This window comes from Leptotrichia sp. HSP-342 (genome assembly GCF_041199995.1).
Taxonomy (GTDB): Bacteria; Fusobacteriota; Fusobacteriia; order Fusobacteriales; family Leptotrichiaceae; genus Leptotrichia; species Leptotrichia mesophila.
In genome coordinates, this window is the sequence record NZ_CP165646.1 from 110,648 (window position 1) to 137,223 (window position 26,576).

Sequence of the window (26,576 nt, forward strand, 5' to 3'; positions counted from 1 at the left end):
TGTATAAATTAAAGAGAGGAAAAAATCACATGGATAAAAAGGGAATTGTATTTGGTGCTGGGTTAAGTGGGCTTGGTGCTAAGGAATTGCTAGAAAAAAATGGATATGAAGTGTATTTGATAGATGATAAGGCTGCAACACCATCGGCAGAGGGAATAAGGCTTTTGAATGAGGAAAAAGTTGAATTTATAGTAAAAAGTCCTGGGATTCCATGGAAGGCAGAACTTTTGAAAGTTGCCAAGGAAAAAGGTGTTAAGATTATTTCAGAAATTGATTTGGCTTATAAATATGTGGATAAAAATATAAAAATTATTTCGTTTACTGGGACAAACGGAAAAACTACTACATCTACTAAAATGGCAGAATTACTTAATTTTGCTGGGTTTCGTGCAAAACTTGCCGGAAATGCAGGTTTTTCATTTGCAAAACTGGTGGCTGATGAAGAAGAGCTTGATTATATTGTACTGGAGCTTAGCAGCTACCAATTGGAAAATAATCCGCAAATTCATTCAAATATCGCTGGAATAATCAATTTAACTCCAGATCATTTGACACGATATGATTCGGTAGAAGATTATTATATTACAAAGTTTGCGATTTTTGATAAGCAGACAGATGATGACTTTGCATTGATTAATCTGGATGATGAAGTTTTTGCAGAACTGTATGAAAGAAATGAGATAAAGGAGAAAATAAAGGCTCAAAAAGTATATTTGAGTAAAGAAACAAAAGGGACAGTTTTTGTTTATGAAAATAATATTCGTATAATGAAGGATTTGAGTAAACGGGTTGATGAAATTCAGAATTTTGGTGAAAAAATTGATGAAATTTCAGAAATTTTGTTAAAAACTGAAGAATTGTCATTAAAAGGTAGACATAATTTGGAAAATATGTTATTTTTGATAAGTTCAGCAAAAATATTAAATGTAAAAAATGAAAAATTAGCTGAATTTTTAAAATCAACGAACGCTCTTGAACATAGGCTTGAAAACTTTTTTGTGAAAGAAAATACAACGTTTATTAATGATTCTAAGGGAACAAATGTAGAATCGACATTAAAGGCGATTGATTCTTTTAATAATTCGATTATTATGATTCTCGGTGGAGATGATAAGAAAATTGATAATATGCCTTTGATTGAAAGAATTAAGGAGAAAGTTGATTTTGTTTATCTAATTGGGGATAATGCTCAGATTTTGATTGACGATATGGAAAAGATTGGATATAAAAATTATAAAAATTTGGAAACAGTTGAAAATGTACTAAATTACTTGAAGCAAAATGTAGATTTCTCACAAAATCAGACAGTACTGTTTTCACCTGCAACATCGAGTTTTTGTCAATTTAAGAGTTTTGAACATAGAGGAAAAGTTTTTAAGGAATTGACACAAAAAATTATAGGAAAATAATTTTTATTTTTTTAGAAAAAATGTAATTTAGGAGAAAAAATTGAATAGTAAAAAAATATTGGGAACAAGTTTTATAATAATAATTTTAATTCTTTCAGCACTTAGCCTTATAACGATGGCAAGTCTGAGTTTCCCTAAGTCTCAGAGTGAATATGGGAACAGCTATCATTATCTGGCTTTTCAGGCAGGATGGCTAGTTGCAGGTGGCGTAGGATTTGTATTTACAGCGAATTATAACTATAGAAACTACAAAAAATATACAAAATATTACTATGCTATAGGTATATTTTTTCTAATGCTGGTGCTTATAGTGGGTAAAAATACGAAGGGAGCGACACGTTGGATTTCCATAGGACCAATATCCATACAGCCTTCAGAATTTGTAAAAATAATATTAATTATCATGCTCTCTACAATTATTTATATACTAAAAAGTAAAGATGCGAAAAAAAATAAAGGTGAAAAAGTAATAAACTGGATAAAGAAAATCCCGTGGGTATCAAGTTTTATAATCATGGTGCCAGTCTTTATATATGCTGGTCTTGTCATACTAGAAAAATCTTTTAGCAGCACAGCTCAAATCATAATAATTGGAATGACATATCTTTTTATTTCAGAAATAAAGTATTCTGTAATATTGGTATATACATCCTTAATAGGTATAGGGGGCTGGCTTTCAATAACAAAGGTTGGATATAGGGCAAGCAGGCTAGCGGCCTACAGTTCAAAGGATAGTATTGTTTATCAGACACATCATTCTTTAATTGCAATAGCAAATGGAAAGCTAAGTGGAAGATTTTATGGAAATGGGCTTCAGAAATATAATTTTCTGCCAGAAATACATACTGACTATATTTTTTCAGGATTTGCTGAAGAAAACGGATTTATAGGAGTAGTGTTCCTTATGGGGCTATACCTGGCTATGCTTGTTATAATGGCAGTTACCTTGAAAAAAATAAAGGATGCCTATGCAAAATATCTTTTAGTGGGGATTTTTGTAATGTTTGCTACTCAGATAATTGGAAATATAGCAGTTGTAAGTGGAGCAATTCCTTCTACAGGAATTCCGCTTCCAATAATGAGCTATGGTGGAAGTTCCATAATTACAGCAATGACAGCACTTGGAATAGCATATAACATAATAAGGGCATTGTACAAGCAGGAAATGGGAGATAGTCTGGATGAGCTGAATGAAGTTGACTATTTGATGTAGTTTTGCAAAGCTTTAAAAATAAATTGAAAAATGAGAGGAATAATAAACAATGGAAAAAGTAGTATTTACTACAGGAGGAACAGGCGGACATATCTATCCAGCCTTGTCAATCGCAAAAAAAGTTAGAGAAAAAGGTATAGATACATTATTTATTGGAACAAAACATAGAATGGAAAAAGATATTGTTCCAAATGAAAATTTTAGATTTATAGGACTTGATGTGTTGCCATTAAGAAGTGTTAAATCAGTAATTAAAATGATAACGGCAACAATAAGTGCAATAAAATTGTTAAAAAAAGAAAAACCTACAAAAATTATAGCATTTGGAAATTATATAACAATACCAGTGCTAATAGCGGCTAATGTGTTACGAATACCGTATTATTTGCAAGAGCAGAATCATACCATGGGGCAGGCTAACAAATGGTTTTATAAAGGTGCAAAGAAGGTATTTATTGCTTTTGAAAATACGCTTGAAAGTATTAAGGAAAAATATAAAAGTAAATTTGTTGTGACTGGAAATCCGTTAAGAGAAGAGTTTTATGGGAAAAATAAGCGGGAAGAAAGGCAAAAACTTGGAATAAAAGATGATGAAAGAGTTATTCTTGTTATAGGTGGAAGTCTTGGAGCTAAGAATATAAATGAAGCTATTGTGAAAAAATGGAAAACAATAACAGAAGATGGAAGAATACGATTGTTCTGGGCAACTGGAAAAGATAATTATGAAGCATCGACTTATAGAATAAGAGATTTTGGAACAGCAGTAGTTGAGCCATATTTTGAAAATGTTCCAGAGCTCATGGCAGCTTCTGATATTGTAATCTGCCGTGCTGGAGCTTCTACAATTTCTGAACTTATTCAGCTTGAAAAACCGTCAGTATTGATTCCATACGATTTTGTTGGACAAAAAGAAAATGCAGATGTACTGGAGTATGTAAATGGTGCAAAAATATTTACAAATGAAACTGTAGAAAAAGCAATAGACGAAACATTATCAATAGTGCGTCAGGCCTCAATGCTGGAATTTATGAGTGAAAATGTAAAAACATTGAAAAAAGGTAATTCAGCAGAAATAATAGTAAATGAAATGGGAATTAAATAAATTAAGGAAAAGAAAATTTGGAGGAAATTATGCTAACAAAAGTGAATAATGTATACTTTAGCGGAATAAACGGAATTGGAATGAGTGGACTTGCAAAAATTTTGGCAGCAGATGGATTTAATGTGGCAGGTTCAGATTTGGAAAGAAAGTCTGTAACACAAGATATGGAAGATATGGGAATAAAAGTTTATATCGGACAAATAGAAGAAAATGTGAAAGATAAAGGAATAGATTTGTTTGTATATTCAACAGCGATTAAGGAAACAAACCCTGAATATAAATATATTGTAGATAATAATATAAAAAAAGTCAAAAGGGGAGAATTGCTTGCTGAAATAATGAATAGATTTGATGGAATTGCTGTGGCAGGAACTCATGGAAAAACTACCACAAGCTCAATGATGAGTGTGGCACTTTTAGAAAAGGAGCCATTTATAGTAGTTGGGGGAATTATTCCAGAAATAAGCAGTAACAGCCAGATTGGTAATTCAGAATATTTTATTGCCGAAGCTGATGAAAGTGACAATTCATTTTTGTACATAAAACCCAAATATTCTGTTGTAACAAATATCGAAGCTGATCACTTGGATCATCACGGAACTTTTGAAAATATAAAGAAATCATTTGAACAGTTTATTGATAGTACAGAAAAAATAGCCATACTTTGTAAAGATACAGTTGAAAAAGTCGGTCTTAATATAAAAAATAAAAATGTAGTGTGGTATAGCATAAAAGATGAAACAGCTGATATTTATGCTAAAAATATAAGAGTAGAAGATGGAATAACAAGTTTTGAAGTTATAAAAAAAGGTGAGGATTTAGGAACATTTAGTTTGAGTATTCCTGGAGATCATAATGTTGCAAATTCACTTCCAGTGATTTACTTTGCTCACGAGTTCAAATGTAATATGAAAAAAGTAAAAGAGAGAATCTTTAAATTTAAAGGTGCAAATAGAAGATACCAAGTTATTTATGACAATAATTTGAGAATAATTGATGATTATGCACATCATCCAACAGAAGTAAAAGTAACAATTAATGCGGCACATAATACTGAAAAAGGCAAAGTAACTGTAATTTTTCAGCCTCACCGATACAGCCGTACAAAGTTTTTCTTTGATGATTTTGTAAATTCATTAAAAGATACTGACGACTTGATTCTGCTTCCAATTTATGCGGCAAGCGAAGACAATACTTACGGCGTAAGTTCAGAATTGCTCGCAGAAAAAATTGGAGGAAATGTCAGAGTGCAAACTCAGGAAGAAATAGAAAGCCTTATAAAAAATGATAGAAATAACGGAAATACATATGTGTTTATGGGAGCTGGAAGCGTTTCGAGAGTGGCTCATGAGATTGCAAATGATTTGAAAAAGATGGAAATTGATAGTTAGTATAGAATAAAGTATGTTTTTTCAAGCAAAATTTCGTTAGAAAAAATAGTTGTTTGAGCTTTTGAAATATATTTTAAATTGAATTTATTTACTTGTTATTAAAATAACTCTTATTCAAAAGCGAGTTCTATTTTTCTTTTATAAAAAAGTTTTGCGTCAAGCGTGGATGAAGGGAAATGGCGTTTGATTTCCCTACTTAAAATAAATCTGAAATAGAGAAAATCAAAAATATTTATTAATTAAGAAAATATTTAATATAATAATGCTTATATAAAGATTCGTAGAAAGTGAGAATGAAATAAGAATGGAAATAATAAAAAATGCCAAGATGAAGGAATATTCAAATATGAAAGTTGGCGGAACTGCAAAAGAGCTTATTTTCATAGATGATAAAAATGAATTAAAGGAAGTTTTACAAACTAGAAATAATATTTTTCTTTTAGGAAATGGAACAAACACTCTTATTAATGATGGAAATTTAGATATAAACTTTTTATCATTAAAAAGATTAAAAAAAATAGTAATTGAAGAAAAAAAAGGTGACTATGATTTGGTAAGAGTGGAAGCTGGATTGGACTTGGATGATTTGATAGATTTTATGGAAAAAAATGATTATTCAGGGCTAGAAAATATTACTGGCATTCCAGGATCTGTTGGTGGACTTGTGAATATGAATGGCGGTGCTTATGGAACAGAGATTTTTGACTGCATTGAAGAAGTGGAAGTTTGTAAAAATGATGGAGAAATTGTAAAAATTAAGACAACAGACTTGAACTTTAAATATAGAACCACTGAAATAAAAGAAAATAAATGGATTGTAATTTCTGCTCTTTTCAAATTTGGGTTTGGGTTTGACAAAGCTGCTTCAGAGGATAAAAGAGAACAAAGAAAAGTGAAACATCCATTAGATTTACCAAATTTAGGAAGTACATTTAAAAATCCAGAAGGTACATTTGCGGCAAAATTAATTTCAGATGCTGGTTTAAAGGGATATAGAGTTGGAGATGTAGAAATTTCGCCAAAACATCCAAATTTTGTTACAAACTTGGGAAATGCAACATTTAATGATATAATTTCAGTTATTGAACACGTAAAGGAAGTAGTTTTTGAAAAATTTGGAGTAAAATTAGAAACAGAAATTATAATTTTAAAAAATTAATAATAATTTATTTAAAAAATGTATAGATAAAGAATTTTAGAATAATATCTATAATTTTTAAGTTTAGTTTTAAAATAATTTCGCAATTAAATTTAAATAAATTTATTTAATATATTGAATAAAATTGAAAAAAAGTGTATAATAATAGAAAAAATGGAGTTTGAATATGAAAAAGTCGATTAATGTATTGATTTTACTATTTTTATTGGCAGGAATGATGTTTTTTGGTAAAAGATTTATTGACACAGATTACTTCAAAGTTCAGGAAGTCCTAGTAAATAGTGATTCTAAGCTATTAAAACAGGATATAATAGTACAACTTGAACAGATGAAAGGTAAAAATATCGTATATTTAAATACCAATGAGATTGAAAGTCTTATAAAAAAAGATGTAAGAGTAAAAAAGATATCAGTAAAAAAACTTTTTCCAAGCAAAATTGAAGTTACATTGGAAGAGAAGCAGCCTTATGTATATGTAAAAAAAGGAAATGAAACTCTTCTTGCAGATAAGGATTTAGTCATTTATGGAGATATCTTGGAAGACCCTTCAAAAAATATTCCTGTAATAGAATATACAAATGATGAAAGTTTAAATGCAATAAAAACAATACTTTCTAAAATAAAAAATAAAGATTTTTATGCTATGATTTCTGAAATAAGACAATCTGAAAAAAATTATGAAATACTTTTAATTAATAATGTAAAAATTATAACAGATACACAAGTAACAGATAAAAAATATGAAGATGCATATAAATTATACGAAAGAATAAAAAAAGAAAGACCAGTAACTTCTATGGATTTAAGATTCATAGATATTGTTGTAAAACAATAATTGTAGTAAATAAGAGAAAGGAGAGGCTACTTTAATAAATTTTATAATACCAGCGTTTGTAAGTAGCAAAGGGAAAATGGATAACTTTAGTAATGTGGCAAAACTTAAGGTAGTAGGAGTAGGTGGAGCCGGTGGAAATGCAATAAATGACATGATTGAAAGCAATATAACAACTGTTGATTTTATAGCAATAAATACGGATCAGCAGGATTTAGATAGATCAAAGGCGGCAACAAAGGTACTTTTAGGAAGAGGAATGGGAGCAGGAGCAGATCCTGAAAAAGGTAGGATTGCCGCAAAGGAGTCTGAAGAAAAAATAAAAGAAGTGCTGGAAGGAACAGACATGCTATTTATAACTGCTGGAATGGGAGGTGGAACAGGAACTGGAGCTTCTCCGATTATTGCAGAAGTAGCAAAGGCAATGGGAATTCTAACTGTAGCTATTGTAACAAAGCCATTTAGTTTTGAAGGGCCGCTAAAGAAAAATAATGCTGCAATGGGAATTGATAATTTAAAGGAAAATGTAGATACATTAATAGCAATCCCAAACGATAAACTTTTTGAGATACCAGGGATGAATATTTCGTTGATGAATGCCTTTAAAGAAGCAAATGGAGTTCTGAAAATGGGAATAAAAGGAATATCAGATTTAATAATAAAGCAAGGAACTGTAAATCTTGATTTTGCAGATGTAAAATCTATTATGCAAAACTCAGGTATTGCAATGTTAGGATTTGGAGAGGCAAATGGAGATGAAAAAGCTAAGAGTGCTACTGCTCAAGCATTAAACAGTCCATTACTTGAAAAATCAATCGAGGGTGCGAGAAAGATACTAATAAATATTACAGCAGGACCAGATATAGGGTTGCAGGAAATACAGGAAGTTGCTGAGACTGTTTCTAAACAAGCTGGACAAGCTAAGGCAAATTTATTATGGGGATTTATTATGGAACCCGAGTTAGAAGGTACAATAAGTGTATCATTGGTAGCAACAGATTTTGAAGAAGAATTTTTAACAAATATTAATAATTCAGATACTATTAGATTTGCGCCATCTGAAGAAGATAAGTTAGAAACAGAAAATCAAGATGAAGAAAATGATAATGAGAGTATTCATCTAAATGAAGATGAAAATTATGAAGAAAATAAAGAAGATGCAGAGGATTTTGTATTACCTCCATTCTTTGAAGAATAAAGATATTTATTAATAAATAAAAAGAAAAGCCTAATAATAAGGTTATTACAAACTAAATACAATATAAAACTACTGAATAAAATTTAGATAGTTTTATTTTTGTGTATAGAAGTATTCAAATACTAAATAATAATTTTTGAAAATAACTTGATTTTATTAGGCTTTTTTGATATAATAAAAAGACCTGCTCTATTTACAGAAGTAGGGCTAAAAAGCCATAGGAAAGGAGAAAGAAAATGAGAAATTACGAAATTATGTTTATTTTGTCTACACAATTAACAGATGAAGAAAAACAAGCTGGAGTTGAATTTGTAGAAAAAACATTGACAGCTGCTGGAGCAACTGAAGTTAAAACAGAAATTTGGGGAGATAGAAAATTAGCTTACCCAATTAAGAAAAAAGAAAATGGATACTATGTTTTAACAACATTCCAAGCAGATGGAACTAAATTTACTGAAATTGAATCAAAATTAAACATTAACGAATCAATTTTAAAATACATGATTGTTAAAAATGACTAATTTAAAATAGCGTTATTATAAGAGGGTTAAACTTATAAAAATTTGAGGTTTTGTTATTTTAAATGTTAAAAATATTAAAATAGGGGGAAAATTTATGAACGTAGTAATACTGATGGGAAGAATGGTAAGAGATCCTGAGTTAAAATATACTTCAGGAGGGAAAGCATTTGCCAATTTTACATTAGCTGTACAAAAAACAAAAGATGAAGCAGAATTTATTGATTGTACTGTTTGGGAAAAAACAGCAGAAACTATTGCAGAATATTTTAGAAAAGGAAATAAAATTCTTGTTCAAGGAAGATTAAACGTAAGCAGTTACGAGCAAAACGGTGAAAAAAGAAGAATGACAAGAGTTGTTGTAAATAGTTTTGAATTTATTGAAAATTCAGGTAATGGTGGAGGATACCAACAACAGCAGACTTTTAACAATAATAACAGCAATAGCAAACCAGTACAAAATAATTCATTTGAAAATGATAACGATGATATGGATGACGATGAAGAGTTTCCGTTTTAATAATAACTAAGTAAATTTTGTAAATTAAAATATTTTGAATATTTTTGAAAAATAAAATTTACTATAAAAGTTTTTAGGAGGTGTAAATTAATGAGAGCTAAACCAGTTACAGAATTTAAAAGAAGAAAAAGAAGACCAAAAGTTAAATTTAAAGTAGAAGATATTAATTATAAAAATGTTGAACTATTGAAAAACTTTATGAATGATAAAGGTAAAATCTCTCCAGCGAGAGTAACAGGATTAGAAGCTAAAGTTCAAAGAAAAATTGCTAAAGCAATTAAAAGAGCTAGACAAATCGCTTTGATGCCTTATACAAAAATTGAAAAATAATAGTAATTTTATTTTTTGATAAATTTAGACTATTTAAAATAAGTTTTAACTTGTTATAGATAGTCTTTTTTTGTGAAAAAATATGGAAAAATTAAGATTTATATTGTATAATGTATCAAATGTATTTAAAAAGACATTTTTTTATATAATAAAAATTAGGCGGTAGTAAAAATGTTGAATAAAAAATTGGGGTTATTTTTAATTTTTTTATTTATTTTTATAATAGGTTGTAGTAAAAAGGAGAGCAAAGAAAAAGAAGATAAACACAATAATGTACAAAATAAAACCACAAAAGAAAATGTTTTTTCGAATAATTCAATAGAGAAAATAATTGAAACTTTTACAAAAAAATCGAAAGAGAATAAGATAAGTATAGGAAATTTTGAAAAACTGGTATATGAGAACAAAAATTATTATTATGCCAAGATACATTCTAGAGGAGATGCTATTTATGCACTTGATTATAGTGGGATAAGTGCAACAAGTATATTTCTGAAGGTTAACAAGGTGGATGGAGCTAACTTGGGAATAATTGAAAATATGGTGGTTAATCTTATACAGGTATCTGATGAAAAAATTAATGACACTGAAGCTAGAGCAATTTATACAAAAATTTTGGCAAGCATGAGGGAAAAGGAGCTATCAAGTTTATTAGCATATACAAATGGAATAATATATGGAATAAGAATAGACTCAATTACAGGTGAATTCATATTTTTTGCTAGAGAATCAGAAAATGAAAATGCAGTTACAAGTATTCAAAATCTGAAATTTAATAATAAAAATGAAGGAACTTCTGAAAAAATAGTAAATCTAAAAGAAAAAAAATAAATATTTATTAATCTAAATGAACTTAGATTGTAAATAAAAAATTATTATTTCGTTCAAACTTTTAATGTTATTTGATTTTATTGATATGAAAAAGATTTAGATACGAAAAAATAGAATAAATTATAATATAGAATTTAGGAGGTAAAATGAATTTAGAAGCATTATTTGGACTTTTACAGGGACAGGATCTAGGAAAATTGACAGAACAGATAGGAGGAGACAGTACGCAAGTAAAAGATGGAGTATCAGCGGCTTTACCTGCAATATTGGCAGCAGTTAACAAAAATGCAAATAACAGCGAAAAAGCAGAAGGGTTGAATAACGCATTAAATCAGCACGATGGTTCAATATTAAATAACCTTGGGAGTTATTTACAAAATCCTGATTTAAAGGATGGAGAAGGAATTTTAGGACATTTGTTTGGAAATAATACACAAAATGTGGCAAATGCTGTTTCACAGTCAAGCGGACTAGATAACCAAGGAAGCATGAAAATCTTACAAACGTTGGCTCCGCTTGTATTAGGTGCATTAGGACAGCAAAAAAAGGAAAATAATCTAGATGCAGAAGGAATTGGTAACTTAACTTCAAACCTTGCAGCAAACTTTACAGGCGAAGGTGGTATTATGAGCATGGTTACAAATATGCTGGATGCAAATAAAGATGGAAACGTAATGGATGATGTAATGGGATTAGTTGGAAAATTTTTTGGCGGCAAAAAATAGAAAGTGTAAAAAATTAAGTATGAAATTAGGCAAAGGGACTATTTTATTTTTAAAGGTATCTCACAAAAGCCTAATTTTTTTTTTAGATAAATTTTTAATTATTAAGGATGGTAAATAATGAAATTTTTGATGATTGGAATTGGTGGAGGAATTGGAGCGATTCTTCGGTATTTAATTAGTATTGTGCCTTTAAAAGTGAGTTTTCCCGTGCAGACTTTTGTTACGAATATTTTGGGAGCAATTTTGATTGGGGTTGTTGTTGAGATGCTGGCTGGGAAGCAGGTTTCACAGAATTGGAGTTTATTCTGGAGAGTGGGAATTTGTGGAGGATTTACGACATTTTCTACATTTTCGCTGGAAACATATAACTTGATTGAGAAAGGGAATACTTGGATTGCATTGGGATATGCGATTTTGAGTGTTGTGCTGTCAGTTGCAGGAGTTTTTATTGGAAGGGGAGTTGTTAGAGCGGCATAAAAAGTGTAATGTAAAAAAATTTTAATATTTTTATTAAATTTTGGTATAAAAACTTGGATATTTAGTGAAGGAGTTATTATGGATAAGGAACATTCAATAGAAAATACGAAAAGATATGCGATACTGGAGGTTATGTTCTTTAATGGATATATAGTAGGAATGCAGAGTTTTGTGCTTTTGAGCTTGGCGATTTATTTTAATATGAGTTCTTTTTTTATATCAATTGTATCATCATTGCCAACAGCAGGATATTTGTTGCAGATATTTACTAAGCGGGTAAATCTTCTGCTTGGGAGCAGGAAAAGGACGATGGTAATAGCGGCGACTGTTTCAAGGCTGGTTATTTGTGTTATGCCTTTTGCTGTTTTTTTTGATATAAGAAGGCAGGAAGTCTATTTTGCGGTAATGTTTATTTATGCTCTTGTTTCACCTTTTTCAAATAATGTTTGGACAGCTGTTATGACGAAGATTGTTGATAAAAGAGAAAGAGGGAAATATTTTGGGAAACGTAATTTGTTTTCATCGTTGTCTACTGTGGTTTATACTTTGTTTTATGGGTATGTTTTGTCAATGCCAGACAGGAAAAATGCAATGCTTATCTTGACAACGGCAATGTCACTTTCAGCAATAGGTTCAGCAATATTTATGTGTCTTCATTATGTGCCTGATTCAGAAAGCGATATGAAAAAAGTGAGCATAAAGACAGCATTTAAAAATAAAAATTTTGTTGTTTATCTAAAATTTGCTTCTGTGTGGCTGTTTACATGGGAATTTCTAAAGCCAATGACAGAATATTACAGAATAAAAGTGCTTGGTGTAAATACAATGTTCATTTCTCAAATGGGAGTTCTAACAGCGATATTGTCAAGCATACTTTATCTAGTTTATGGAAAATTGTCTGATAAATACGGAAATAAGACAATGCTTAGAATGGGAATATTTTTTACAACATATTATGTACTTACATATTTTTCAATGACTCAGGACAATAAAATGTCAATGCTTTTTGCAGCCGCAGTAATTGACGCAATAGGATTTACAGCAATAACACTAAGTCTATTAAATTTGATGATGGAAGTTTCAGGCGAGCCTGCTGATGCTTATGTGGGAGCTTATGCGATGGTTTCAGGGCTTTCAGCAATATTGGCTGGATTATTTGGTGGAATACTGGGAAAATTTATAAATAACGGAGTAATTTATATTTTTGGGGAACAATTTTACACAATAAGGTTTGCCTTTGTTATAGGATTTATTTTGAGATTATTTTCATTGCTGGAATTAACGAGAGTTTATTCATTTGAAAAAACATTTGTGTATCCTGGCGGAAGCAGCCGAATAAAAAGCATGTTTTCAAAAATAATGTTTTCAGGCTCAAGATATGTTATCCATTCTAATAAAGGAAAAAATGAGGATTCTGATGAGAAGGAGAATGATGTAAGCGGAGAAGAGAATATCAATGGTAAATTTAATGAAAGTAAGGAAGAACTGTAATTGATTTGTAGCCAGCTATAAGAGTAAAAAGTTGCAGAAATTGAGTAGCATAGCAAGGAGTCAAGACCCCTTGTCAAAGAGTGTAGAAAAACAAGAAAATTAAATATTAAAAAATATTGTGTTTATCGGGATTTTCAGACTTTTACAAATGAGTAAAAGTTTTGTAGAATAGGAGAATTTTATGAAAAAGATTTTAGAAAAAATTGGGAAAGATGAGTTGCTGGAGTATTCACGTTTAGGAGATAGATTTTCTGTTGGGAATTATATTGGAAATAGTAGTAAATTTCATATTTTCACATCAATTAACCCATACGGAAAGTACGAAGGATACAAATTTTTAAAAGATGAAGAATTAAAGAAATTAGGAAGAAAAAAATGGTATTTAGAATTAATGAAGGAAAATATAAAAGAGAGACTTTTCAAAGAGGGAAAAACTGTTATTTTAAGAAAAGATAATTTTTTTAAACATTTATTTGAATATTTTGTAAAAAATAAAATAAGATTACAAATTTCTTATGATAGAGATTGGAATAATAATGGCTATTTAATTAAAAATTCAGATGAGTTTTTTTGGTTTCATTTTTGTGATGAAGAAGATGAAAACGAAGAAGAAATTATAAGAAAATACGGAGTAAAAATTATAAGAGCAGGAAAAAACGTTATAAAAGATATTATTGTAGAAGATAGCAAAATTAAAAAAAATAAATTGATAAAAGTTTATGATTTGGACGATGTTTTAGGTGATATTATTTTTCAAGATGATAATCATATTTTAATTTATGAGAAAGATTTGTTTTTTGGCGATTGTAAATTTACAATATTACAAATGTCGGATATTGAAGAAATTAATGATAGAATGAATTTAATAGAAACAAAAGATATAAATTTAGAAGAAATTTTTCCAAATATTGTAAAAATGAAAATAGAAGAAGTTTTGAAAAAGTGCTTTGAAAATAAAATATTAGTGCATTTTGAGTATGAGAAATCATATTCTGAAAAATTTGGGATAATTGAAAGATTTGATAACAAGAAAATAATTTTAAAAGAAATAGACAAAATGTCTGGAATTTTTGTTGCTAAATCTGAGATAATAATTGAGGATATTTCGTTTTTATTTGTGAGAAATTGTAAAGTTTTAGGAATTTGAAATTTTAAAAAAAGGCTTTGTTCTTTATTGAATGGAGTCTTTTTTGATTTTTGTTGTATTTTATATGATTTCAAAAATTTTACAAACATTGTAAACAAATATCAAAAATGATATAATTTAAAAATAAATTTAAATAAAAATAATTTGATAAATAACGGAGAAAAGGAAAGGAAATTTAATGAGTTTAGTTCAGTTTAACAAGGTATATAAACAATTTGCGGGGGAATATATTTTGAGAGATGTTAATTTTACGATTGAAGAGAGAGATAAGATTGGGCTTGTGGGGGTAAATGGGGCTGGGAAGTCTACAATTATTAGAATGCTTTTGGGGGAAGAGCGGATTGATGGAAATGAGAATAATCTTAATGAGTTTGGGGAAATTGTGAAAAGTGGGGCTACAAAAATTGGGTATTTGTCGCAGAATACAGAGTTTTTGGATGAAAAAAATACGATTTACGAGGAAATGATGACTATTTTTGAGGAAGAGAGAAAAATTTGGGACGAGATTCAGAAGGTTAATATGCTTATGGGAACAGCGAACGAAGATGAAATGGAAAAGCTGATTAACAAGTCTGCTGAACTTTCTTCTATTTACGAGGCAAAAAATGGCTATGAGATTGAATACAAGATTAAACAGGTGCTTACAGGGCTTGAGCTTACTGGGGAATATGAGAATTTGCTATTGCAGGATTTGAGCGGTGGAGAAAGAACACGTGTTTCACTTGCAAAACTGCTTTTGTCTGAACCTGACTTGCTGATTTTAGACGAGCCGACAAACCATCTGGACTTGATTTCGATTGAGTGGCTTGAGGATTATTTGAAAAAGTATAATAAGGCGTTTTTGCTTGTTTCTCACGATAGAATATTTTTGGATAATGTTTGTACAAAAATTTTTGAATTAGAAAATAAAAAATTACATAAGTATGATGGCAACTTTTCATCATTTATTCTTCAAAAGGAGATGATTTTGAAGGGAGAAATCAAGCGGTATGAGAAGGAGCAGGAAAAAATTAAGAAAATGGAGGAATACATTGACAGATTTCGAGCTGGAATAAAGGCAAGACAGGCGAAAGGACGGCAAAAAATACTGGATAGAATCGAGAGAATGGAAGATCCTGTATTTAATCCGCAAAGAATGAGGCTAAAATTTGAAGCAGCTAAAATGAGTGGAGAAAATGTGTTGAAAGTTAGAAACTTGTCTAAAAGCTTTGATGGGAAAAAAGTTTTGAATAATATAAATTTTGAGCTTTTCCGTGGAGAAAGAGTTGGAATTATTGGAAAAAATGGGATTGGGAAATCTACGCTTTTAAAAATACTTTTGGATAAATTGCCGAAGGATACAGGGGAAATTGAGTTTGGAACAAGGCTAAAAATCGGATATTATGATCAGAATCATCATGAATTTTCGCAAGAAAATACGATTTTACAGGAAATAAACAATTCACTTGACTTGACGGAAGAATACTTGCGAACACTCGCAGGTGGATTTTTGTTTTCAGGTGACGATGTGCAGAAAAAAATCAGTATGCTAAGTGGTGGAGAAAGAGTCCGTGTGGCATTTTTGAAACTTTACATGGAAAAAGCCAACTTTCTGATTTTAGACGAACCGACAAACCATCTGGATGTTTATTCCATCGAAGTGCTGGAGGACGCCTTGGAGGATTTTGACGGAACAATGCTAGTTGTTTCCCACAACAGACACTTTTTAGACACAGTCTGCAACACAATTTACTGCCTTGATGAAAACGGACTTACAAAATTCAAAGGAAATTACGAAGACTACAAAGAAAGCCTAAAAACAGCAAAATCAGCTTCTCAAGGAACAGACCTTGAAACAAAGGAAGAGAAAAAGCTTTCATATCAGGAGCAGAAGGAACAGTCAAGAAAAATCGCAAAATTGAAACGTGATATTGAGAAACTGGAAAAGAAAATGGAAAAAATCACAGAAATGAGAGAAAACTTGAACGCAGAATACGAAAAGGCTGGAAAAGAAAACAATATGGAAAAACTGATGGAAGTGCAGGAAAAGCTCGACAGGCTGGAAGAAGAAGAGATGGAAAAGATGGAAGAGTGGGATGTGAAGAGTGGGGAGTTGGAGAGTTTGGAGTAGAGAAGGGAGAAAAAATGTTAGAACAAGATGTTAGATTTTTAGCTGAAGAATTAGAAAAAGGAAAGTTAGTAGTTTTTGTTGGTGCAGGAGTTTCTAAAAATAGTGGATTGCCAGATTGGAAAGAATTAATAAAAGATTATGCAGAATATAGAGGAATAAAAGAATTTACATCAAAACAATTTTTAACTATACCAGAAGAAGTTTTTGAAAGATATGGTAGTTTAAAATATTATGAAATTGCAGAAAAAAGATTTTCTGGGAAATATGTTCCTAATTCTGTTCACAGAATATTAAAAAAAATGAAATTGACTTATATAATTACAACCAATTATGATACATTAATTGAAGATCAAATAGAAAATTTACAAATTGTAAGTAAAGATGAAGATTTACCATACACTAATTCTAACAGAATGCTTATAAAAATGCATGGTGATTTTAAAAATAAAAATATAGTTTTGAAAAAAAGTGATTATGATAATTACGAGAAAAATTTTCCACTAATTTCAACTCTTATAAAAGGATTATTTACAACAAATACAGTATTATTTATAGGTTATTCATACAATGATACAAATGTACAGCAAATTATGAATTGGATAAAAGACATTTTGAAAGAGGAAACTAGGAAAGCATTTCTTGTTGAATTTACAGAAGAAGATGAAAAAGAGGAACAAAATGATGGACATATAAATAGAATTTTTTTAAAATTGTTGAATAATAATGACGATGAGAGATTATATGATAATGAAGAAGAAAAGTTCAATAATAAATATGAAAAAACTTTAACAAAATTTCTATCAAATATATATAATAAAAAAATAAATGTAATAGGGGAAGAAAGTTTTGAAATCTATAAAAATTTAAATTATTTAACGGAGCACAATTGGAAAAAACTTAGTAAATATTCTGAAATTTATATAGATAAAGACTGGAAAAAAATTTTAAATATAAGGTTAGAGTTTAAAGATATAGAAAAATATGAAGAGATACTTTTTAAATCAAGGATAAAAAAAGTTATTCGAAATATAAATAGAAATGAGAAGGAAATACTTATTCCTTTTTCAGAAAAAGAAATTACTCCTGAGAGAAAAAAGCAAAAAGAAAATCTGGAAGAATTAATAGGAATAGAAGAAATATTTTTAGAAACAATTTATGATTATGATTACCAAAATTTTCAAAATTTAGTAGAAGAATACATAAAAAGTAATAATATTAATAAATATGTAATTGTATATGGATATTTATTTTTTAAAAAAATATATGAAGCAAAAAAAATAATAGAAAGTATGATAAAAGAAAAAGAAGATTTAAATGATGAAAATGAAAAAATAATTTGGGATAATTTTATATTAACCATTATAAATACAAGAATTGATTATGACATTAGAAAAAATAAAGAAACGCTTGAAGATAAGTATTTTGGATATTTTAAATCCGAAAATGAACTTTTTAATGAAATATTTAAATATTCAACTTTAGAAGCTATAAATAAGGAAATGAACAGATTATTTGATGAGGTAAGAATAGAAAAAAGAGCTTCATATGTGGGGACACCTCCATTAGACCAAGCTATAATTTTGTCAAGAGATTTATTTTATTTTTGTTCTTTAAATGGAATATTTGGAAATTCATTTTCTCTTTATTCAGAATTTATGAAAAAATATATTGAAATTTTACTTGTATCATATACTAATAAGAATGTTGAGCTTAAAAATCAGATGTTTGAAAACAGAAATCTTTTAGAAGAATTTGAATATTTTGATTTTTTTATGATGTTGGAATTAAGTTACAGTGATTTGAAAAAGTTATTTAATGAATATACGATAAAGGATTTAAAATGCAAAGAAGAAATTTCGGATAGGTTAATTGTACTACTTAAAAATATATTTGATTGGATAGAAGAAAATGATAAAGAATTCATGGAAAAAAAGGATGCTTTGGAAAATGTTATATTAATAATTTCAAAATTGGATTTAACAAAAAACCAATTTAAAAATCTATTTAATGTAATACTAAATTATAAAAACAACAGTATCTTTTTTGAAGATAATCCTATTTTAGGGATAGTAAATAACTTTAGAATAATAACTTATAAAAATTTTAAAAATTTGAATAAAGAGTTTTTTGATAAGGTGTTGGAAAAGATTTTTTCAATTGACAGGAATAGAATAGATGAAAATTTATTAGATTATATCACATACTATTTTAATAAAAAAGAAATGCCAAAAATTTTAAAAAATGATAGAATAGAAAACTTTATTAATAAAAATAATTTAAAAATAAAATGTTATTTTTTAAGAATAATAGATGAAACATATTTTGAAGAATTAAAGAATGAAATACTAAAAGAAATAAAAAATACTTTAAATATAGAAGTTTATAGTTTTTTATTAAATCAAAAATTTATAGATTTCATTCCAGAAACAGAAGATAAAATACTGGAAGAATTAGATGAAATATTCCAGAAAAAAGATAGTAATAAAGATTTAAATGTAGATAATTTAGTAAATTTGATATCTAAGCAGGAAAATATTTTAGATTTTTTATTAGTATCAGGTTTAAATGATAGATTGCCAATTTCTTTTATAGAAAAATTAAGTAATTATAAAAATGAGGAATTTTTTAAATCGTTGAAACAATATAAATTAGAGATATTGTGGAAATATATACTGAATCAAGAAAATTTTGATTTTTCTGAATTTACAGAAAATGAATTAGAAAAATTTTCAAAAACAGGAATAAAAAATCTTTTGAAAAAAAATGATAAAAAACTTATAAAAGTAATTAGAGAGTATGTTTTTTCCAAAATAAAGAATAATGATAATATCTCAATGAATAATGTTATAGAAGCCTATTTTGAGTGGGAGAGTGAAAAAGTTGAAACTTCAAAGTAAAAATTCCGTGATGAATTTAGGGGATACAAGTTTTAGAAGGAAAAATTTGTTAGATGACTATAAAGTAATGTTGTAAGGAATTACGGAACAATTGGAAGAATGGAATATAAATAACAGTTTACAAATGACTTTTTATCAAAAGTGGGTTATATATAAATGAGATTTTCTATAGTGATTACTATTCTTTAAAATTGACAATATAGAACTCAGTAAACATAGTATTTTGTGTAATGTATTATAAAGAATAAAAAATATAGTAGAAATTCAATTTTTATAGCAGAACAAGTAATTTTATGAAAGCAGGAAAAGCAAATGGCAAATAATAAATACAGCTGGGAAAACGAAAGTGACAAAATTTTAAAAAGGTTAGTTTTACAAGATGATGAAGAATTTTTGAGTAAAAAAAGGGCAAAAGAGTTATTTGATAATGGGATATTGAAAAAAATTCAAGTGGGAACTTTTGAAGGATTGAAGGAAATACATCGGTATTGGTTTCAGGAATGTTATGGAACTGCAGGAAAAATACGAAAACATGATATTCGGAAAGGCGATACTGTGTTTTGTCGTGCGATGTATCTTGAAGATAATTTAAAGACCGTTTCTAAAATGCCTGAAAATACTTTTGAGGAAATAATTGAGAAATATGTTGAGATGAATATAATGCATCCGTTTTATGAGGGAAATGGAAGAACGACTAGGATTTGGCTAGATCGGATGTTGATAAAAAGGCTTGGAATGTGTGTAAATTGGCAAAGTATCAGTAGAAATAATTATTTATCAGCAATGAAAAGAAGTGTAGTTAATGATTTGGAATTGAAATTTCTTTTGAAGGAGAATTTGACGGAAGATGTGGAAAGCAGAGATTATTCATGAATGGGATTAATCAGTCTTATGAATATGAAAATATGAAGAAATATGATGTGAAGGAACTGGAAGTTTCAAATGAATTAGGAAAATTAGCGAATAAAAAAGGAGATTAAAATGGAAAAATTAGTAAGAAGAGGTGGCGGTGGACATTTTCACGGTGGAGGACATAGCCATTCTCATGGAAGTGGAAGCCATCATTATAGTGGTGGGCATCACAGTGGAGAACATAGTGGCGGAGAGCATTCGAGCGGTCATTCAGATGGAGAAGGAAATGGAAAATCTAAAAAATCAAGTGACGACGAACAAGAAAATTCATCATCTTTTTGGAGAAGTCACGGATCTCATTCAGGAAGTTCAAATCAGAGAAGTTGTGAAAGTATTGTTGACGCTAAGGAAAGACAGGATTGTATTGATAGCAATAATAACGCTGGTAATCTTGAGGTATTTTTTATTTTTTGTGCTGTCATAGTTTTTGTTTTTTTGAAAATAAAAGATTTTGGAAGAAAATAATAAAAAATAATGAGCGTTATATTGGACATATTTACATTGAATGATAAAAATAGATTCTGAATTGATAATGTTTAAGATAATGGATAAAATCGTAAATATAACAGCGAGTACAGGAGAAAAGAGAAATAATAAGTTGAGATGGCAGGAGTAGAAGATAAAATATGGAAATATTAATATCGGTATTAATCGTAGTTATTGGAATTGTAATTTTGATAATAATGAATTTTAGAAATCGTAAAAAAATGGATGAATTTGATGACTTTTCGAGAGAAATGCAGGAAAGGGAAAAAAGAAAAAGAAAAGTTCGTGAAATTGAAAAATATGAAGCTGAAGAAAGAGCGAGTTTTAGCGAAAGTGCTTATGATGAAAATAGAATTTCTTCGGAAAGTGTGCCTAAACAAAATGGAGAAAAAGCGAATATAGATAAATTTGGCGTGAAGATAGTTTCGTTGGATGATATTGTTACAGAAGATTATGGGAAAGATTTTATAGAATATGACAAAAAGGAAAGCGAGGAATATCAAGAAAATATTAGAACAGCGAATATATTTATAATGTCAGGATTTTTTGGAGAAGCAAGGGATAGAATAGTTGAATCCTTGAAATTCAGCCAAAGAGCAAATTACGAGCTTGGAAAGTATTACTATTATTGCGAGAAAGATAACCAAAGCGCTGTAAACGCATTAAATTTGGCATACAATTCAGGAATAAAGGAGGCTATGTATTACATAGGGATAATTGAAGAAGAATCGGGAAATTATGAAATTGCAAAAGGCTGGTATGTGGCAGGTGCGGAAAATGGCGAGATTAATTCAATAATTAGGCTAGGAAAAATTGCTGAAGAAGAGAAGGATTATGAAGAAGCAGAAAGTATTTATCTAAAAATTGCTGATACAAAAAATGCTGAATTAATATACAATCTTGTAAGAATTTACTTTAAGCAGAATAAAAGAGAAAAAATACTAAAATGGCAGGAAAAATTGTTAAATGAAAAGCAAATTATGGGATTGAATTCTGAAATAATAAAGAATATTGAATTTATGCTCGGAAATGAAAAAGACAGAAAATACGTGGAACTGATTAATCAGGGAAATGAACTTTTTGAAAAGAGAGATAAGGGAAATGCTCAAAAACTGTTTCTTGAAGCGACACAATATAATGAAAGAGGATATTTGTCGCTTGCAAAATCATATTATGTTGCAGGCGATGGAGAAAAAGCCAAAGATATGTATCAAAAGGCTTATTCTTTAGGAGTGGAAGAGGCAGCTTATGAACTGGGGAAATATTTTGATATAGTTGAAGAAAATGAGAAAGAAGCTGAAAAATGGTATAAAATTGGGCAGGAAATGGGAGATGTAAAATCTATTTATAAACTTAGGATACTTTATGAATGCAGTAAGGAATTTGGAAAAAGTGAAGAGGAAGCATACAAACTATATGAAAAAGCCGCTAATATGAAATATGCCCCTGCAATTAGTGATATGATATATTACAATAATAGACATGAAAATGGGAACAAATCAAAGGAATGGGCATTTAAAGTATTAAATGAAACAGGATTGATTGAACTTGGGAGAGAAGCAATAAGAGATGCACAGGATTTTCTGGAAGAAATGGGGGAATATACGGGTGATAAAATTTCAGAAAAAAATTATGAAATTGAATACGATAACGATTTGATATATTTTATAGAAAAAAATTCTAAAGGCAGAAATATAAAGGAAGAAACTTATGAAAGAAAAAAATCAAATTTCTGGATGATATTTGGAATTATAATTTTTATACTGCGGCTGATTATAAAATGTTCGGAGTATTAATTATGAAAAATAAATTTTTATACAAAAAAAGCTAGTAAATCCTAACTTTTCATCAAATTATTTTTCTTATTAAAAACTTTCTCCCCCAAAAATCCTGCAAACAATCCAATAAGCAATCCAGCCAAAACATCACTTGGAAAATGTACAGTTAAGTATAGCCTTGAAAAGGCAATAATAATGCTCGTTATCAGTACAGCTGGAAAATATTTTTTTAAATGTTTGTAAAAAACATATACCATTGTAAAAGATGCAGAGGTATGTCCTGAAGGAAATGAAAAATCCTTTGGGGCTTTGATTAAAAGAATAATGTCAGATATTTCTGTAAAGGGTCTTGCTCTATGTGTAAGGTTTTTCAAAATGACATTTACAATAATTGCATTTATAATCAATGAAATTATGGCTAAATATCCGATTTTTCGATATTTTTTGCTAGAGAGCAGAAATAATGTTATTGCAATCCATACTAATCCGTGATTTCCTAAGTTGGTAAAAAATATTAGTATGTTGCTTAGGAGTTTGGAATTTAAGCTGTGTTGAAAATTGTAAAATTGTTTAATAATAAAAATATCAATATTTTGTATAAAGTTTAACATTTTTTCTCCTAAATAATTTATTTTACAGATATTATATATTAAAAAGCTTGAAAAATAAAGTAGGAATTATACTCAATCCGCTTAAAAACGGAAATAAATATATAAAAGTAATTAATTTTTATAAATACAGTCTGACTTTCTACTTTTGTTTTATACTAAAATTACTATATTTTTTTAATAAGAAAGAAGGTATTGAAATGAAAAAAATAAATTTAATAATTTGGCTAATAAATTTTGGAATTGTGATTATTTCAAACGCTGCAACAAATAGCAAAAAAGGCTGTTATATTCCGAAGGGTGAACTGACTTGCGTAACAGATATAACAACTGAAACTGGAAAGAAAAAATTAAATGAGATGAAAAAACAAAAATCAGAACTTTTTGAAAAATCGCAAGAAAGTTTGAAAAATGGGAGATTTGGAAATAAAACTGTAGGATTTATTGATTTTCCGAGAGGATGGAAAATGTTTGTAGACGCAGATTCGGGTAAAACAACTATGCAAATAACAAGAGATGGATTTGATATTTACACTCTTGATATAATTTATTTAAATAATAAAAATAATAATTTGATAGATTTAGTAGATGAAGTGGCAAAAAACCAATATAATGGACTTTTGAATGCTGGGCATACAAGAGATAATCTTGAAATGAGAAGTATTATAATAAATGGGTATAAAGGTAAACAGGTAAAAGTTAAAAGAATTTCTGGAAAGAGCTGGATAAGTAACTATATTGAATATAATGGAAAGATTTATTTAATAAGTGTTGAAGGCTCGCCTCAAAATGTAAATGAAATGCAAAAAAACGTTGAAAGAAGCTGGAATCCCTTGAAATAATAGAGAATATAAAAAAACAGTCAAGCGAAGAATTCTGAATAAAATCTTGTTTGACTGTATTTTTTTGTTTATTTAATTATTTATTTTGCAATGTGTAAATGTCCAGCGTGATGAGATTTTCCATGCAAATGATGTTTATAGTTAAATAATAATGCTGTACAGATGATTGTAACTATGCTTGCAATTAAAATACCATAAAATTCAATAGTGTGAACAGGCACATTCTTGAAAAATCTTACAAATCCTTCTGGAGCGATTATTATGTAAGTTGTAACAACCATTGTCATAAACATTGAAGGAATTAATGCGAATAAGAAAGGTTTTTCTTTCTTAACAAGCCATACTGTTGCAGTCCATAATGAAACTGCCGCCAAAGTTTGATTTGCCCATGCGAAGTATCTCCAGATAATGTTAAAATCAATAGTTGTTAAATAAATACCGACAACAAATAAAGGAATTGCGATTAAAAATCTATTTTTTATTGGAGCTTGTTTAATTTTGAAAATATCAGCAATAATTAATCTTGAACCTCTGAAGGCAGTATCTCCTGACGTAATTGGGCAGGCAACAACACCAAGCACAGCCAGAAATGCTCCAAATACACCAAGTAATTGAACGGATGCCTTATTTACAACAACTGCAGGAGTTCCAGCAGCAGCAAGTTCTTTAATTCCACCAAATACTGTCATTGCAGCAGCAGCCCAAACTAATGCAACGACACCTTCTGCAATCATGGCACCATAAAATACTTTTCTTCCTTCAGTTTCGTTTTTTATACAACGTGCAACCATTGGAGACTGAGTAGCATGGAAACCGCTTACAGCACCGCAGGCAATTGAGATAAATAAGTAAGGGAACATTGATACTCCTTTAGGATGCGGATTTCCTTTAAAAATTTCAGTAATTTCAGGAATTGCAAAAGCACCTGTAAATTGTCCATAAATTAACATTCCTCCAATACCAATCGCCATAAATAGCAACGCAAAACCAAAAATTGGATAAATTTTGGCAATGATTTTATCAAGCGGAAGAATTGTAGCCAAGATATAATAAGCAATGATAACGATTGTAAAAGTCATGGCACTCACACCTGGAATCAGATTGTGAAGGATATCAGCAGGTGATTTTATAAACACTACTCCAACTAAAAGAAGTAAAACAATTGAGAAAACTCTCATAATCTGCTGCATTACGACACCTAAATTTTGTCCCACAAGTTCACCAATACTGCTCCCCTTATCCCTAAGTGAAAGCATACCAATCAAGAAATCATGGACAGCCCCTCCAAATATGCATCCAAAGACAATCCACAAAAATGCGGCTGGACCCCATAAAGCCCCTGCAATAGCTCCAAATATAGGACCTGTTCCGGCAATATTCAGAAATTGAATCAAAAATGCTTTTGGAGTGCTAACTTCCACATAGTCCACACCATCGTAATATTCGATTGAAGGTGGCATTCTGTCAGGTTCTATTCCGAAAACTTTTTCTACAAATTTACTGTAAAATGCATAACCTAAAATAAGTGCGACAATCGCTAAAATGAAAGAAATCATAATAAAAACCTCCTATAATTTTAAATATTCATTTATTTATCATATAAAAATTTTTAAAATTATTCTACTAATATAATAGCCTGATTTTGCAAAAAAACAAGTATATTTTTAAAAAAATTAACATAAATTTAAAAAAAGTTGTTGTCAATTTTATTGTTATGTGGTAGACTAAAATAATGGAGAACTTTAAAAGTAAAATTAAAAAGGAGAGTTAGAGGTTAGACATAAATATACTGATATTTTAGATTTTAAATTTTAGGAGGAAAAATAATGAAAAAAGGAATGAAAAAAATATTGTGTTTGGCAATAACAGGATTGATGATGGCATTTCCATTGAATGCAGCTGAAAAAGGCAATGAGTTAATCTGTATTGATCCAGGGCATCAACTTAAGGGAAACTCAGGACTTGAAGAAATTGGGCCTGGTTCGACTAAGAAAAAGCCCAAAGTATCATCTGGAACAAGAGGAGTGGCAACTAAAAAATATGAATACCAGCTTACACTTGAAGTTGGGCTAAAATTAAGAGATGCATTACAAAATAAAGGGTATAAAGTGTTCATGGTACGAGAGACACATGATGTGAACATTAGCAATAAAGAACGTGCAATCAAGACAAATAACGCAGGATGCTCATTATACATAAGACTTCATGCTGACGGAATTAATAATTCCTCAACACAAGGGGCTTCGGTACTAACATCTTCATCAAAAAATCCGTACACAAAAAGTGTTCAAAAATCAAGTGACAAATTCTCACGTGACATATTATCAGAATATGTAAAGGCAACAGGGGCTAAAAATCGTGGAGTTTCATACAGAGATGACTTGACAGGAACAAACTGGTCAAAAGTTACAAATACCTTGATTGAATTTGGATTTATGTCAAATCCAGAAGAAGACAGAAAAATGTCAACGCCAGAATATCAGGAAAAGATGGTAATGGGAATGGTAAATGGTATTGAAAAATATTTAAGAGAAAAATAATTTAAAATTTTAAATAAAGTGCTTTGAAGAAATTTGGATAGGTGCTTTATTTTTTTTAAT

The 26,576-nt window shown here is 29.3% G+C and carries 23 protein-coding genes and 1 pseudogene; 22 read left to right on the plus strand and 2 right to left on the minus strand.

Annotation, left to right across the window (positions count from 1 at the left end; translation table 11 throughout):
• The first annotated feature begins 29 nt into the window (after window positions 1-29).
• From murD to AB8B23_RS00565, 20 genes and pseudogenes are all read left to right on the plus strand, one after another.
• On the plus strand, window positions 30-1,409 hold the full coding sequence (murD, locus tag AB8B23_RS00470; protein WP_369713945.1) for a UDP-N-acetylmuramoyl-L-alanine--D-glutamate ligase: 1,380 nt from the start codon (window positions 30-32) through the stop codon (window positions 1,407-1,409).
• 40 nt (window positions 1,410-1,449) lie between these two features.
• Entirely contained in the window at window positions 1,450-2,622 is a 1,173-nt protein-coding gene (locus tag AB8B23_RS00475) for an FtsW/RodA/SpoVE family cell cycle protein (protein WP_369712989.1), read from the plus strand.
• Between the two features lie 49 nt (window positions 2,623-2,671).
• Window positions 2,672-3,724: an undecaprenyldiphospho-muramoylpentapeptide beta-N-acetylglucosaminyltransferase gene (gene murG, locus AB8B23_RS00480; RefSeq protein ID WP_369712990.1), complete on the plus strand. Its 1,053-nt coding sequence runs from the start codon at window positions 2,672-2,674 to the stop codon at window positions 3,722-3,724.
• A 29-nt stretch (window positions 3,725-3,753) separates the two neighbouring features.
• Window positions 3,754-5,115, plus strand: coding sequence for a UDP-N-acetylmuramate--L-alanine ligase (murC, locus tag AB8B23_RS00485; protein WP_369712992.1), 1,362 nt, complete (start codon window positions 3,754-3,756; stop codon window positions 5,113-5,115).
• Between the two features lie 304 nt (window positions 5,116-5,419).
• Window positions 5,420-6,274 carry a UDP-N-acetylmuramate dehydrogenase gene (murB, locus tag AB8B23_RS00490; protein ID WP_369712993.1) on the plus strand — a complete coding sequence of 285 codons (855 nt, stop codon included), beginning with the start codon at window positions 5,420-5,422 and terminating at the stop codon, window positions 6,272-6,274.
• 166 nt (window positions 6,275-6,440) lie between these two features.
• The gene (locus AB8B23_RS00495) at window positions 6,441-7,109 is read left to right on the plus strand and encodes a cell division protein FtsQ/DivIB (RefSeq protein ID WP_021744603.1); all 669 of its coding nucleotides are present in this window, start codon (window positions 6,441-6,443) and stop codon (window positions 7,107-7,109) included.
• Between the two features lie 76 nt (window positions 7,110-7,185).
• Window positions 7,186-8,304 carry a cell division protein FtsZ gene (gene ftsZ, locus AB8B23_RS00500; RefSeq protein WP_021744602.1) on the plus strand — a complete coding sequence of 373 codons (1,119 nt, stop codon included), beginning with the start codon at window positions 7,186-7,188 and terminating at the stop codon, window positions 8,302-8,304.
• A 236-nt stretch (window positions 8,305-8,540) separates the two neighbouring features.
• Window positions 8,541-8,825, plus strand: a complete 285-nt coding sequence (gene rpsF, locus AB8B23_RS00505) for a 30S ribosomal protein S6 (RefSeq protein WP_021744601.1) — start codon at window positions 8,541-8,543, stop codon at window positions 8,823-8,825.
• A 94-nt stretch (window positions 8,826-8,919) separates the two neighbouring features.
• Window positions 8,920-9,342, plus strand: a complete 423-nt coding sequence (locus tag AB8B23_RS00510) for a single-stranded DNA-binding protein (protein WP_147004738.1) — start codon at window positions 8,920-8,922, stop codon at window positions 9,340-9,342.
• A gap of 90 nt (window positions 9,343-9,432) precedes the next feature.
• Entirely contained in the window at window positions 9,433-9,672 is a 240-nt protein-coding gene (rpsR, locus tag AB8B23_RS00515; protein ID WP_006806119.1) for a 30S ribosomal protein S18, read from the plus strand.
• Between the two features lie 171 nt (window positions 9,673-9,843).
• Window positions 9,844-10,503, plus strand: coding sequence for a lipoprotein (locus AB8B23_RS00520; RefSeq protein ID WP_369712994.1), 660 nt, complete (start codon window positions 9,844-9,846; stop codon window positions 10,501-10,503).
• 146 nt (window positions 10,504-10,649) lie between these two features.
• Window positions 10,650-11,228 (plus strand): DUF937 domain-containing protein, encoded by a 579-nt coding sequence (locus AB8B23_RS00525; protein WP_369712995.1) that lies wholly within the window; start codon window positions 10,650-10,652, stop codon window positions 11,226-11,228.
• 117 nt (window positions 11,229-11,345) lie between these two features.
• A complete protein-coding gene (gene crcB / locus AB8B23_RS00530) occupies window positions 11,346-11,705 on the plus strand; it encodes a fluoride efflux transporter CrcB (RefSeq protein ID WP_369712996.1) in 360 nt (119 codons plus the stop codon).
• A gap of 78 nt (window positions 11,706-11,783) precedes the next feature.
• The gene (locus tag AB8B23_RS00535; protein ID WP_369712997.1) at window positions 11,784-13,196 is read left to right on the plus strand and encodes an MFS transporter; all 1,413 of its coding nucleotides are present in this window, start codon (window positions 11,784-11,786) and stop codon (window positions 13,194-13,196) included.
• Window positions 13,197-13,377: 181 nt separating this feature from the next.
• The gene (locus AB8B23_RS00540) at window positions 13,378-14,343 is read left to right on the plus strand and encodes a transposase (RefSeq protein WP_369712998.1); all 966 of its coding nucleotides are present in this window, start codon (window positions 13,378-13,380) and stop codon (window positions 14,341-14,343) included.
• A gap of 178 nt (window positions 14,344-14,521) precedes the next feature.
• Window positions 14,522-16,453: an ATP-binding cassette domain-containing protein gene (locus AB8B23_RS00545; RefSeq protein ID WP_369712999.1), complete on the plus strand. Its 1,932-nt coding sequence runs from the start codon at window positions 14,522-14,524 to the stop codon at window positions 16,451-16,453.
• Window positions 16,414-19,350 carry an SIR2 family protein gene (locus AB8B23_RS00550; RefSeq protein ID WP_369713000.1) on the plus strand — a complete coding sequence of 979 codons (2,937 nt, stop codon included), beginning with the start codon at window positions 16,414-16,416 and terminating at the stop codon, window positions 19,348-19,350. The genes AB8B23_RS00545 and AB8B23_RS00550 overlap by 40 nt, the downstream gene beginning before the upstream one ends.
• A gap of 312 nt (window positions 19,351-19,662) precedes the next feature.
• Window positions 19,663-20,330: pseudogene (gene fic / locus AB8B23_RS00555) on the plus strand (protein adenylyltransferase Fic).
• Window position 20,331: 1 nt separating this feature from the next.
• Window positions 20,332-20,727 (plus strand): zinc transporter 7-A, encoded by a 396-nt coding sequence (locus AB8B23_RS00560; RefSeq protein ID WP_369713001.1) that lies wholly within the window; start codon window positions 20,332-20,334, stop codon window positions 20,725-20,727.
• Between the two features lie 161 nt (window positions 20,728-20,888).
• Window positions 20,889-22,544, plus strand: coding sequence for a tetratricopeptide repeat protein (locus AB8B23_RS00565; protein WP_369713002.1), 1,656 nt, complete (start codon window positions 20,889-20,891; stop codon window positions 22,542-22,544).
• Between the two features lie 41 nt (window positions 22,545-22,585).
• Here AB8B23_RS00565 and AB8B23_RS00570 read toward each other — a convergent pair whose 3' ends face one another.
• Window positions 22,586-23,137 carry a phosphatase PAP2 family protein gene (locus tag AB8B23_RS00570; protein WP_369713003.1) on the minus strand — a complete coding sequence of 184 codons (552 nt, stop codon included), beginning with the start codon at window positions 23,135-23,137 and terminating at the stop codon, window positions 22,586-22,588.
• A gap of 197 nt (window positions 23,138-23,334) precedes the next feature.
• On the opposite strand from AB8B23_RS00570, the gene AB8B23_RS00575 reads away from it, so the two are divergent.
• Window positions 23,335-23,976 (plus strand): hypothetical protein, encoded by a 642-nt coding sequence (locus AB8B23_RS00575; protein WP_369713004.1) that lies wholly within the window; start codon window positions 23,335-23,337, stop codon window positions 23,974-23,976.
• Window positions 23,977-24,056: 80 nt separating this feature from the next.
• Here AB8B23_RS00575 and AB8B23_RS00580 read toward each other — a convergent pair whose 3' ends face one another.
• Window positions 24,057-25,532: a carbon starvation protein A gene (locus tag AB8B23_RS00580; RefSeq protein ID WP_369713005.1), complete on the minus strand. Its 1,476-nt coding sequence runs from the start codon at window positions 25,530-25,532 to the stop codon at window positions 24,057-24,059.
• Window positions 25,533-25,814: 282 nt separating this feature from the next.
• Here AB8B23_RS00580 and AB8B23_RS00585 point away from each other — a divergent pair, with 282 nt between their 5' ends.
• On the plus strand, window positions 25,815-26,516 hold the full coding sequence (locus AB8B23_RS00585; protein WP_369713946.1) for an N-acetylmuramoyl-L-alanine amidase: 702 nt from the start codon (window positions 25,815-25,817) through the stop codon (window positions 26,514-26,516).
• Window positions 26,517-26,576: the final 60 nt, after the last annotated feature.